Source organism: Hoylesella enoeca JCM 12259 (assembly GCF_000613405.1).
Classification (GTDB): domain Bacteria; phylum Bacteroidota; class Bacteroidia; order Bacteroidales; family Bacteroidaceae; genus Prevotella; species Prevotella enoeca.
Genome location: NZ_BAIX01000055.1, coordinates 1 through 12061, shown reverse-complemented (window position 1 = coordinate 12061; position 12061 = coordinate 1). Strand labels below are relative to the sequence as shown.

9 protein-coding genes, 1 tRNA gene and 2 pseudogenes are annotated in these 12061 nt (G+C 47.7%); 1 reads left to right on the top strand and 11 read right to left on the bottom strand.

Features of this window, described 5'->3' with window-relative positions:
* Positions 1-181 precede the first annotated feature (181 nt).
* From JCM12259_RS15290 to JCM12259_RS11340, 10 genes and pseudogenes are all read right to left on the bottom strand, one after another.
* Positions 182-1428, bottom strand: a pseudogene (locus tag JCM12259_RS15290) (ABC transporter permease).
* Positions 1429-2633: pseudogene (locus JCM12259_RS15285) on the bottom strand (pyridoxal phosphate-dependent aminotransferase).
* Positions 2634-3008: 375 nt separating this feature from the next.
* A complete protein-coding gene (locus JCM12259_RS15925; RefSeq protein ID WP_025066548.1) occupies positions 3009-3560 on the bottom strand; it encodes a hypothetical protein in 552 nt (183 codons plus the stop codon).
* 72 nt (positions 3561-3632) lie between these two features.
* Positions 3633-4652, bottom strand: coding sequence for a hypothetical protein (locus tag JCM12259_RS15280; RefSeq protein WP_025066547.1), 1020 nt, complete (start codon positions 4650-4652; stop codon positions 3633-3635).
* A 78-nt stretch (positions 4653-4730) separates the two neighbouring features.
* Positions 4731-4979: a hypothetical protein gene (locus tag JCM12259_RS11365; RefSeq protein WP_025066546.1), complete on the bottom strand. Its 249-nt coding sequence runs from the start codon at positions 4977-4979 to the stop codon at positions 4731-4733.
* Between the two features lie 495 nt (positions 4980-5474).
* Positions 5475-5642 carry a hypothetical protein gene (locus tag JCM12259_RS16815; protein ID WP_156409609.1) on the bottom strand — a complete coding sequence of 56 codons (168 nt, stop codon included), beginning with the start codon at positions 5640-5642 and terminating at the stop codon, positions 5475-5477.
* A 241-nt stretch (positions 5643-5883) separates the two neighbouring features.
* On the bottom strand, positions 5884-7209 hold the full coding sequence (locus JCM12259_RS11355; RefSeq protein ID WP_036888994.1) for a DEAD/DEAH box helicase: 1326 nt from the start codon (positions 7207-7209) through the stop codon (positions 5884-5886).
* 14 nt (positions 7210-7223) lie between these two features.
* Positions 7224-8423, bottom strand: coding sequence for a tetratricopeptide repeat protein (locus JCM12259_RS11350; RefSeq protein WP_025066544.1), 1200 nt, complete (start codon positions 8421-8423; stop codon positions 7224-7226).
* Positions 8423-9574: a tetratricopeptide repeat protein gene (locus JCM12259_RS15275; RefSeq protein ID WP_148299622.1), complete on the bottom strand. Its 1152-nt coding sequence runs from the start codon at positions 9572-9574 to the stop codon at positions 8423-8425. The genes JCM12259_RS11350 and JCM12259_RS15275 overlap by 1 nt, the downstream gene beginning before the upstream one ends.
* Before the next feature lie 220 nt (positions 9575-9794).
* Positions 9795-10721 carry a YitT family protein gene (locus JCM12259_RS11340; protein WP_025066542.1) on the bottom strand — a complete coding sequence of 309 codons (927 nt, stop codon included), beginning with the start codon at positions 10719-10721 and terminating at the stop codon, positions 9795-9797.
* Positions 10722-10821: 100 nt separating this feature from the next.
* On the opposite strand from JCM12259_RS11340, the gene tsaA reads away from it, so the two are divergent.
* A complete protein-coding gene (gene tsaA, locus JCM12259_RS11335) occupies positions 10822-11490 on the top strand; it encodes a tRNA (N6-threonylcarbamoyladenosine(37)-N6)-methyltransferase TrmO (RefSeq protein ID WP_025066541.1) in 669 nt (222 codons plus the stop codon).
* 91 nt (positions 11491-11581) lie between these two features.
* On the opposite strand, the gene JCM12259_RS11330 is transcribed toward tsaA, so the two are convergent.
* Positions 11582-11654, bottom strand: a tRNA-Phe gene (locus JCM12259_RS11330).
* Between the last annotated feature and the right edge of the window lie 407 nt (positions 11655-12061).

The window sequence follows — 12061 nt, the reverse complement described above, 5'->3', positions numbered from 1 at the left end:
TTGGTGCTCTTTTGCATCGCGTTACGGCTATTTATATTTGCTTCTTTTATCATCTCTTTTTTGTTCTTTTTGATCGGTCTCTCTCTTGTTCAGACCCCATCCCCCTAACTTAGGGGGCGAAAGAAAACTGGCGGCAAAGATAAATAATTAATCTTAACTGTGCAAATGTTTGATCAATATTTTATTCATAGCGCATCGATTTCGCGGGATGGATGTGCGAAATCAGATAGCTCGGAGCAATGAGGACGACAAGGCTGATGAGCCATGTGGCCACGTTTAGAAGCACAAACAGGGGGATATTATATTCCACGGGAACCGTACTGACATAATAAGTCGTCGGGTCGAGCTTTACAAGGCCGGTGAGTCGCTGCAACGTGATCAGACCGAGACCGATCATATTGCCGATCAACAGCCCCTTGCCGATCATAAACACGGCAAACCACAAGAAGGTGTGGCGGATCGTTCGGTTGCGGGCGCCGAGCGCTTTGAGCACGCCGATCATTGTTGTGCGTTCCAGAATGATGATGAGCAGACCGCTAATCATCGTCACACCTGCCACGCAATCATCAGCCCGAGGATGATCCACACGTTGAGATCGAGCAGACTGAGCCAGTGAAAGATCTGCGGATTGATATCCATTATCGTCTGCGAAGAATAGGTTTCGCCGTATTTGTCCTGCGTTCGGTTGACCTGATCCACCAAGATTTTCTCCACGTCGTCGACGCGATCAAAGTCCTTGACGGCTATTTCGGCCCCCGAAGCCTGATCGCTCTCCCAACCGTTGAGTTTGACAGCGGTATAGAGGTCGGTATAACAGATCACCTTGTCATATTGCGAGAGATTGGTCTGATAGATACCCGAGATTGTGAATCGGCGTGCTCTCACCCCGTTATGATCTATGAAATAGGCATAAATCTTCTGTCCGCATCGCAGCAGAAGCCTGTCGGCCATCGATTTAGAAACCAAGATTCGGTTGCCGCTCTCCTTGTCGGAGAATCGCGGAATGACCCCCTCCACCATATTCTGATGGATGAAAGTGGTGTCAAACTCCGGTCCCATGCCTTTGAAAGCCACCCCGAGAAAGTCGGTGTCGGTTTTGAGAATACCCTGCTTGATGGCAAAACGTTGCACATGTCTCACGCCGGGCGTCTTGCGGAGCACGCTCATCATCGAGTCGTCCATGCAGATAGGATATTGTTCGGAGGCCTGCAAAGTCATGAAATCGGCCACCTGAATGTCACTCCCGAATCCCACAACCTTGTCGCGGATGGTGTGCTTGAATCCGAAAACCACGCTCACCGAGATCAGCATCACAGCCAATCCGATAGCCACTCCTGCCGTAGCAATACGAATGGCAGGGCGCGACACCTTGCGTCGGTCGCCCTGCTCGTGATAAATACGGCGTGCAATATAAAGAGGGAAATTCATCTATTCGTTGTTAGTACGACCCGGATAAGCAGCCAAGGCAGCCCGAAGGATGACGAGCGCCCGCTGGAGATCTGTCTTCTTCAAGACATAGGCTATACGCACTTGATCCACGCCGGCGCCCGGTGTGACATAGAATCCTGATGCGGGGGCCATCATCACGGTCTCGCCCTCATAGTCGAACGATTCCAGACACCAGCGGCAGAATTTCTCGCCATCGTCCACCGGCAGTCTAGCCACGGTGTAGAAAGCGCCCATCGGGATCGGCGAGTAGACACCGGGAATAGCATTCAAGCCGTCGATGAGACAGTTGCGACGTTCCACATACTCGCTGTAAACGGCACGATGATAAGCCTCGGGGGTATCCAAAGAGGCTTCGGCCACGATCTGTCCGAGCAAGGGAGGAGACAGGCGGGCCTGGCAGAATTTCAGCGCAGTGGCATACACCTCTTTGTTTTTCGTGATCAGCGCACCGATCCTGATGCCGCATTCGGAATAACGCTTCGACACCGAGTCCATCATCACAACATGGTCGGCGATGCCCTCCAAATGGCACACACTGACAAAAGGCGAATCAACATATCGATACTCGCGATACACTTCGTCCGAGAACAAGTATAGATCGTATTTCTTCACCAAATCACGAAGCTGATTCAGCTCCTGTCGCGAATAAAGGCAGCCCGTCGGATTGTTTGGGTTGCAGATCATAATGGCCCGTGTGCGCTCATTGATCAGCTCTTCAAACTGCTCCACTCCGGGCAGCGCAAATCCTTCTTCGATCGTCGTGGTAATGGTGCGAACCGTCACCCCGGCAGCCAAAGCAAAAGACATATAATTGGCATAGGTGGGCTCGGGCAGGATGATTTCGTCGCCGGGATTGAGACAGCTCATAAACGCGAGCATCACAGCCTCAGACCCGCCCACCGTGACGATGATGTCATCGGCCGTGAGATCGATGTCGTATTTCCGATAATATCCCACCAGCTTTTCTCGATACCATTGATAACCCTGCGATGGAGAATACTCCAAGATCTTTCGATCGATCCGCTTCAAAGCATCAAGCCCGACTTGCGGCGTTGGCAAATCCGGTTGTCCGATGTTCAGATGATAAACCTTGATCCCTCGTTGTTTAGCAGCCACGGCCAGCGGAGCTAACTTTCTGATAGGTGATTGGGGCATCTTGAGCCTCTGACAGATATTTCTGGCATACTGATATCGCTTCATTATTGATGCGCAAAGGTAAGCATTTTTCCTGCATAAATGCACAAATCCGAAAAAAAACAACAGCCTTTTCCCGCCGAACAAGTATCTAATCGAGGCGGGAAGAGACTGGTCGGAATTGACAGAGAAGAATCTATCTCCCCCGTGTTATCATGTCTGCATAGTCGTCACTCGCAGGCGGATCAAATCAAATCGCCGCAAGCGTGAACTGCTTGCGGCGATTCCTAATCTGCTTGCTGCTCATAGAGCTATCGGCAACGCCATCCTCGACCGATCAAACCGATCTGCCGACAAGTCGTATACCGCTGGGGCAGCTCTATACGAGTAGACAGGCACAAGTCGTATACTGCTCGACGACCGGATCAGTATTTGATGAAGGGACGCACGCTGAGACTACCTCCACCCTTGCCAACAGTGTGATCCCAATTAAACTGCGTGTCGTTGATTGACACGGTTCCTGCACACCAACTGGTAGCTTCCGAACTGGTCCAATACATCTTATTGATGCGCTGCCCCTGCACTTGATCGAAAGCCAGGTTGGCAAAATCGCCGTCCCACGTGTATGTGTCCCAGTTACTCAGCACGCTGCGGTCGCCCAGGCCCAAGGCCGTGTACACGTAAGACCACTCACCCACCGTTGGCAAATGCCACGGATCGCCATTGATGCGGGGTGTGTGGTTTCCGGCAGCATAAAAGGCGGGGAAAGCAGGTTGACCCGGTGACATCTCACTGGACCCTCGTGGCGCATACCAGTCACAAGCCGGCGTGCAATATGTACCCGTCCAAGTATATTGATAACCACGCATATCGCTGAGATTCGTAGAGAAGTCATCCGACATTGTCGTGTTGAATTGCGTCGTGCTGCTCCAACCATACGACCAGGCGTATTGGGCGCCGTTATTAGCGTCGCGCAACGCTATGGCCAGGTTGTTGCTTTGCTCACCACCACGCCCACAGGCGTCTTGGTGCCACCGCCGAATATGGTTTTATTGATAAGCAGTGCTGCCGTCACTCATCAGATAGAGGAAACTATACATCAACTTCACATTCAGCACATAAGCGCCATTTTGCTGCAATGTGATGGGCGAGTTGGGATGCAACGTGAGGGCCGAATTGGCCATGTTTCTGTGATAAATCGTTCCGCTGGTGAACGTGAGTCTGAGTCCCGCCACATTCGTACCCGGTACAAAGAAAGTCTCCTGACCACTATACCCGATATGCGTGCCGGTGTAAGTGTCCGAACTTGAACCAAAGGTAAGATTCGCTGACATCGCGGCTCCACTCCCCGTGGTTTGTGTGCCCGTGGCAGCATCGTAAACCACTGTGCCCGGCACCGATCCGCCCACCGAAGCCAACGTGCCATTGACACCTGAAAAAGCCCGATAGCCAGTGAGCTTCATCCGCACCTTGGCTCCCATGTGCAGCATCGTGAACGGCACCTCTTGTAGCAACGGCGTCGCTGTAATGGTCTGTGTGGTACGCCCGATCAAGGCTTCGCCCGCATCGGCACGAGACACAGTCAGCGTATTACCACTGCGGGTTACCTTGCTGTTAAAGCACACGAAGTCATAATTGCCCGGTGCCAGTCTGATATGCTTGTTGGCAGATGTCGCAGTAAACACGCCGCCCGATACTGTTCCTGTGACGTCGCCTTTGAAAGCATGCGTGGCAGCATCATAAGCCAGCATCGTATAGGTGTCATCTGCCAAAGACCGCGTAGCAGCCTGCTTGGGCGATTGCTCCGTGTCACGTTGCAACGTCATCAAGGCAACGAGACCATTGCCCAGGTCCACAGTCTGCTGCTCAATCGTATCCTGTCGGTTGGCAGCGCGAGTCACATCCAGTTCCTGCTCGGCATTATAGTCGGCAAAATTCAGCTTGAATCCGATGGTCTGTGCTGTATCCTTCTGACCATCGTCTGTCGTCTTGTCATCGTCGTTGCCGCATGCCGTCAGTGACAGCAAGGCTACGCTTAGAAGACCAGACAAAATCATTTGTTTGTTCATTGTTTTACTTGTTTTATTAAACTCTCAATTAGAAAACTCTCTATTGGCAATGCTCAATCACTGATTGTCAATCATTACTTAAACACCATCCTCGTCATCAAACCATCCACTTTGCTTGGCAGGCGCCATAGAACTCTCGTCTCCGATGATGACGGTTCCGGCATCGTGCTCGCCTTTGTTATCCCAGTTGGGCATGGTCGAACCACCTGCGTCGGGTCCCACCGAAACACAGATCACTCCCTCATTCATCAATTCTGTCACGCGACACATCGGACTCACATAATCCCTGCGTTCCAATGACATGTTACTCTCTTTTCTCTTTGTCATAAGCTTGATCATAATTGTTTATAAATTACTTTTATCTATTATACAATTCTCTTTATCGGTAAATAACAAAAAAACTACAAAAGAATCTCTCTTGCTTCTTGAGATTCCTTTGCAGGTCTCGGCCTAAAGGCCATGCGGTTTCACGCGCGCGTACGCGTAAAACCAAGCTTTGATGCCAGTTAGAATGTGTGTGTGTGTGTTAAGACTTTTTCTGAGATAGCCAAATACAAAGCGTTAAAAAATGTACAGAGACCAAAGTCTTTTTGCATCATAGCGCCGCCATCTATACTTACTTTTTTCATTATTACTCTCTTATTCTGATTCCCCACCTCCCTCAGTCAAGAGCGAAGAACCATTGCTTAACCGCAGCAAAGGTAAATAAACATTCTTAAACCGCCAAAGAAAAAAACAAACTATAACATAGAATGAGCATAAGACAAACGCTATATTCAGTTACACCCCCTTCCCCCCTACCCATAACTACCACACACGTACTCAACACAGCCAAAGGACAAAAAAGACGGCAATAGCCGCCTCGAGCGGGGTGAGCAACGGGTTGAGTTTCTTAACTTTGGCCATTTTACACATCGCCAGCATGTGGCCGGCAAACTGGAAGTGCTCCATGCTTTGGAGATCACTTCTTTTAAATTCTTTGATTTTCATGATAGAAATGTTTTGGATGATGAATAAAATGAGCTTTCCGCCCAGGGAAATTTAGCCAAATGGCTCTCGGCAACGTTTCCGCCCGGGCGGAAAGCTCATTTTATTCGTTTTTGTCGTTTCCGCCGCGGCGGAAACGTTGTTTTTACAATTTTCTGCTCTTCCGCCACGGCGGAAACATTATTTTTTCGTCGGGGAAGGTTTCCGCCGCGGCGGAAACCTCATTTTTCTAATTCTTGAGCTTTCATCGTATTCGCTCCACCACTGTCTTGATGCCTTTGATCTTCTCGCCGAGCACATGCGTGAGCAAACTGTCGACTTTATCTCGAGAAACGGCAACGTAAGTATAACGCTCTTTCACATCGATGCGGCCGATATCTGTGCCTTGCAATCCACCTTTCCTACACAAGAATCCAACAACATCGCCCTTGCTGAGTTTGTCTTTTTTGCCTTTCCCAATATAGAGCGTAGCCATGCGAGGCTGTGCGGGAGACGATAACTCTGTTGGAAGAGAATAGACTTCTGCCGTTTCATGAATGTAGGTCGGAATAGTTTCATCAGGACCCAAGATAAAAAATGCCTTACCTGACTTCTGCCAACGAGCCGTGCGTCCTATCCGATGCACATAGCCCTGCTCGCTTTCGGGCAAATGATAGTGGATAATGTTATCTACATCCGGAATGTCGAGACCGCGAGAAGCGAGATCAGTGCAGACAAGCACTGTGGCCGAACCATTCGCGAACTTATACAAGGCGGCCTCACGCTTCTTTTGATCCATGCCTCCGTGCAACATACTTGTTGTGAAGCCCTGGTGCGCAAGGTAATCGTTGGTACGCTCCACGCTGTCCCGATGATTCAGAAAAACAATGCTACTGTCACGGCCAAGGCTGCGTAACAAATGATCCAATGTATTCAGTTTATCTCTTTCCGGACTCGACACCTTATATAATTGTATGCGTTCGACCACCTGACTGTCAGTATCCAAATAATCGATTCGGATGCTGCGGCCCATATTGACGAACTTCGGAATCACCTCGGCATCGGTTGCCGACAGCAACATCCGGCGCTCCACATGCGGCAGTTTATCAATGAGCGCCTGCATTTCTGCACTGAATCCCATCTCCAAGCATTTGTCAAACTCATCGATAATGAGGTATTTGATCGCACCAGGACGAATGTTTCCCTTATCGAGATGATCGTTTAAGCGACCGGGTGTAGCAAACACGAGTTGCGGTTTCACTTGTTTCAGCATGCGATGCTCATCCATCGTCATTCTCCCTCCATAACAGGAGCAAGAACGCAGGCCGCTACCCAGACTTTGGTGGACGGTGGACGACTGCAAGGCTAATTCGCGTCCGGGGACAACAACAACCGCTTGCACCTCATCATTTCCGGCATCGAGGATCTGCACCAACGGTAACAAATAAGCCAAGGTTTTGCCTGATCCCGTGGGCGAAAGCACAACCACGTCCCGATCCGAATGCAAAACAGCATGCAACACATCCTGCTGCATCGGATTCAAACCGGCAAAGCCTAACTTAGCCAATATCTTCTCTATATCTATCTTCATCGCAAAAGGCGTTATCAGTTAGTCTTCATCATTCGATCAATCTCATCAAACTCCTTACCCATATTCAGATTCAGGTAAATCGTATAAAGCGGTATGCCCCATTTGTTGCGCTGATCGGGCGCCAATGCCCGATATTTTTGCAAATAAGGCAATGCCTGCCGATAATATGCCTGCACCGCCTGCCGACGCTTGGAAGAAGTTGCCGTGCTCTTATCAAGTTCTATTCCCTGATTGAAATAGGCTAAACCGGCATTCAAGTAGGCATCAGCCAGGCTGTCATTAACGGCTATCAGCTCATCGCAAAGACGTATGCACTCCGCGTAATGTCCCACATTGAGCAGCAGAGAACTTTTGGCAAAGCGAAAGATCACACTCGTGCTGTCCACTGTCAAGGCTCGATCAGCCACCTTCATGGCTTCTTCCATCTCACCTTTCTCTGAATAATAGGTGATAAGCCGAGGGAAAAAGAACGGGAACTTCGGATATTTCTCAAATCCTTCTGTCAGCATTTCCACATAGCGCGCTGTATCTTTCTCTATCCGATAAGTCTCAGCAAGGTATTGCAGCATATAATTATAATGTGCCGTATCTTTCAAAGCCAAATACGTATGACGCAGGGTGGCTTTCGGGTTCTTCAACTTATAACCGCAGTAGACGGCCCAATAAGCTGCCTGGGGCATCTGTCTATCGGTTTCGGCATAACGATAACGCACAAAGAGCGGCTGATTGGCACAATCCAAATAGGTGTGAAAGAAATCATAAGCAGCCCCATAATCGTGCCTATTGATAAAAAACATCCCGCCGTTAAACAAGTTTGCGCGATAATCATTCAGCAACTCGGCATGCTTATCGCGCATTTTCGGACGAATGCGTCCCTTGCGATCGGGTTTCGCATCGAGCGAATCGAACCCTTCTAATGTCGTAAACATCTTCTTACCCAAGACAAAAAGCTCCGCCGTGTCATAAGGTTGTCGCAGATACAATCGCTCATTTCCCTGGTCGTATTGCTTCTTAATCGCATCGAAGAGCACGGTCCAGATATTCACATTTGCCCGATTGACACTATCGCCAAGCAGCTCCGTCATCATTTGTTCGGCCTTGACCAGGTTGGTTCCTTTCTTCACCCAATCCTTGGCAATGGCTATCTCTTTCTTCTGTGCACAAACACCGAAGACACTGAACGCCATGACTATAACTGCTAACAACTTTCTCATCATTTCTTTCCTTTATTCGCTTCCTGTCGTTCATCGCCCTGTCGAAGCAAGGGTTTCAACTGAGCTGTCTTGTTTTTATCCTCTAAAACAAAATAGATTTGATACAAGGGCGCTGCCCAATCCACCGTTTTCCGATCGGGATCCAGTCGCCGCGCTCGTTCTAAATACGGTAAAGCCGCAGCAAAAACGCTCCGTATCTTCACGCGGGCAGGCTTTGTCAGTCGTCCTCGGTTATCCACGAGCGAATCTTTCATGGCCACAGCCTTCGAACAGAAACAAATGCCTATATTATATAGGGAAGGAACAAGCATCGAATCGATCGCCACCGATCGTTTGTAAGACATAATCGCCTGGTCCCAGTCGCGATGCTTCATCTCTGTCTCACCTTGCAACATCCACAACGTTTGGTTGGTCGAATCGCGTTGCAGCTCAGTCTTCACAAATCGTTCCAAACCTTCTTGTTGGCCCGGCGATGTGTAATAATCCATCAGCATCGAGAAATAATTATTGTTCTCGGGAGCTTGTTTGTGCAATTCGGTGAGTGTATTGATATATCGATCCGAATCACTTTTGCTCACCAACTTGTCTTTCATACAGTTGATTTTGAGTTCGGCAGCCTCTCGCGCATACCCCGGATTACGCAATGCCAAATCAGCATAATATTCGGCTTTGACATAATCTTTCATTCCATAAGCCAACAGACCGGCATAATAAGTTACCAATCCCAATTCCTGTCCTGTTTCTTTAAACAAAGGCTTATCAGCCGTTTCAATATACAATTCGAATGCTTTCATGGCTTCGGCATTACGCCGATGATTATAATAAAACAATCCGCCTTCCACCAATCTGTCTCTGACTGGACTTATTCGCTTCGCATTTGACATTCTGAATTGTGGTTTACTCAGCCCCCGCTCATCGGGTTTGCTGTCATAGAAATCACACAACACCGCTGTCTTTACTGCATCCATCGCCGTGGAATAATAAAAGGAAGAGTCATCGGTTGCATTCAGAATTTCCAGCAATCGGCTCATCTGTCCGTTCAGCGAGCGCGCCTTCTCTGCATTTGTGAGTCCTTGTCCCATCGTCATTATCGCCCACAGTGAGAAGACCAAACATATCCATATCCTTGATTTCATCTGAAATTTCATCATATAAAAATTGTTCGCAAATATAAAGAAATAATACGTCAATGCGAAAACAAACATAAATCTTTTCACAAAAAGCCTAGACCTTTAAGATAAATTATCCCCCTTGATCCACATAAAATAACGAACTCATCTGAGGAAAACCAAACGAGTCAAGCCATATAAACAATAATAAGACATCGAACAATGATTCGGTATCTTATTATTAGGGGGCTGTCGGAATCAATCAGTTTTCTATCTGTCCGGCATTTTGAGGCTGTTTGTTATTCTTCTTCACCTTAAACGTATCGAAACCAGCACCGTATACGCCAATCACTGCACTTTGGGAAACAAATGCTTTGGGATCGATCTCATTGATTAATTGGAAGATCACGGATGATTCCCGCTTCTTAGCAAGTACAAAGAGCATCTTAACACTATGTCCGGAATAAAAGCCTTGTGCATTGATTACCGTACATCCGCGATGTGGATTGAGGTTAATTCGATTACCGATTTCCTCATATTTATCCGAAATGATAAAAAATTGCACCGAACGTCGCATCGAATTGACCACCTGATCCACACAAAATGCTGTGATATAGAGCACAACATAGCCATAAATCACTTTTTCCCAACTGTGCAAAACGAAGTAACTGGACGAGATGATAATAATATCGCAGAGCAGAATCACACGTCCTAAGGAAATATCCCGATACTTATTGATGACTGCCGCAATGATATCCGTTCCACCGGAACTGCCATTCGATGAGAGTCCTAAACCCACTCCGCATCCGCAGAAGACAGCTCCGAGGACACTTGCCATAAACGGTTGATCGTGAAGCAAGTGTAAATCCTTGGTGTATTGCGTGGTGATGGAAGTTGCAATGGTCAAAACGATAACACCATAGATGGTTTTGATGCAGAAGCGCAACCCCAAAATCTTCAACGCAATGACTAACAGAATGGCGTTGATAATAAAATATGTAATGTTAACCGGTATGTTCAGTCCCCAATAAATGATAGAGGAGATACCCGGAACACCACCCGTCGTAATATCGTTCGGCAACAAGAAAAGTGTCCACCCGATGCAATATGACAGCATGGCAATGGCTATCGAGACATAATCACGTATCTCTCTAAAAAGAGTATTTTTACTGATACCAACTTTTTTCATATTCTTAAATTCTGGGTTCAAAGGTATATCAACTTGTGAAAATGACAAAATAAAATAAGGAAAAAAGCTTCTATAAGAGGAAAATAATTATTTTTGCGACATGGAATTAACGCCAATAGCTCATTTTCATTCGTTGTTCACTTCCAAATTCGGCATTCCCAAGCAGAGCGGATTGGTAGAAGAGTTGGAAGGAAAGATTGTTTTCACTCCCCGTTTTCGTAATCCCGATGCGTTGAGAGGCATCGAAGGCTTTGATTATTTGTGGCTGATTTGGGAGTTTTCAGCCAATAAAAGCAAAGCCACAAGCCCTATGGTGCGTCCTCCTTTGTTAGGTGGGAACACACGCATGGGCGTTTTCGCCACACGTTCTCCATTTCGTCCGAATGCTTTGGGACTGTCATCCGTCCGACTTTCTCACGTGGAATGGGAGACCGATCAAGGTCCGGTGCTGCACGTTTTGGGTGGAGATTTGATGGACGGAACGCCGATTGCCGACATCAAACCCTATATTGTATATGCCGATAGTCATCCCGAAGCTCGCAGTGGATTTGTTGATCACACTGCTATCCGTCGTTTGCAAGTGGTGATTCCGCCTGCATTTGCTGCCCGACTCACACCTAACCAACTCGCCGCATTACACAAAACACTGTCATTAGACCCACGGCCGCATTACCAAAACGATCCTTCAAAAACCTATGGAATGCCTTTTGCCGGGCTAGATATTCATTTTCGCGTATGCGACGATGTGCTAACGGTCATCGAAGAATGACGCTCTGGCAACATATATAATATGGTCTGAAAAGAAAAAGAAAATAAAAAGCCCGACCTTTACAAAAAGACCGGACTTATGAAAGGAGGAGTGGTACCACCAGGAATCGAACCGGGGACACAAGGATTTTCAGTCCTTTGCTCTACCAACTGAGCTATGGCACCATTCGTTTTTGCGAGTGCAAAGGTAAAAGATTTTATCAATCCCTGCAAATTATACAACAAAAAAATCGCTTACTGTTAGATATTATTAACAGACATAACATAAAATGCGAGAACAGTTGCACTTTAACGCCTTTGTTTGCCATGAACAAAAGCGTTGCAACTAATACTTAAACGGCGTGCAACTAATGGTTAGTTGCACGCCGAAAAGCCGTTAAACACCATGCGAAAAAACATGAACAAGGAAATGGGAAAGAAATATTCGTCAGACCAACTCGCTGAATCGATGACGTCCCCGAACGTAATATTGCCAAAGAATGCTGTACGGACGCCGCTCGACTACACGTCCGATGATACGCCGACGTTGGATTTCCGCCCGATCTTCCTTAAACTCCGGCAACCACTTTTTA

Coding starts and splice junctions, on each gene's coding strand:
- JCM12259_RS11355 (WP_036888994.1), bottom strand. CDS start 7,209: ATGAAGATAGATATAGAGAAGATATTGGCTAAGTTAGGCTTTGCCGGT.
- JCM12259_RS16815 (WP_156409609.1), bottom strand. CDS start 5,642: ATGAAAATCAAAGAATTTAAAAGAAGTGATCTCCAAAGCATGGAGCAC.
- JCM12259_RS11340 (WP_025066542.1), bottom strand. CDS start 10,721: ATGAAAAAAGTTGGTATCAGTAAAAATACTCTTTTTAGAGAGATACGT.
- tsaA (WP_025066541.1), top strand. CDS start 10,822: ATGGAATTAACGCCAATAGCTCATTTTCATTCGTTGTTCACTTCCAAA.
- JCM12259_RS11365 (WP_025066546.1), bottom strand. CDS start 4,979: ATGACAAAGAGAAAAGAGAGTAACATGTCATTGGAACGCAGGGATTAT.
- JCM12259_RS15280 (WP_025066547.1), bottom strand. CDS start 4,652: ATGAACAAACAAATGATTTTGTCTGGTCTTCTAAGCGTAGCCTTGCTG.
- JCM12259_RS15275 (WP_148299622.1), bottom strand. CDS start 9,574: ATGATGAAATTTCAGATGAAATCAAGGATATGGATATGTTTGGTCTTC.
- JCM12259_RS11350 (WP_025066544.1), bottom strand. CDS start 8,423: ATGAGAAAGTTGTTAGCAGTTATAGTCATGGCGTTCAGTGTCTTCGGT.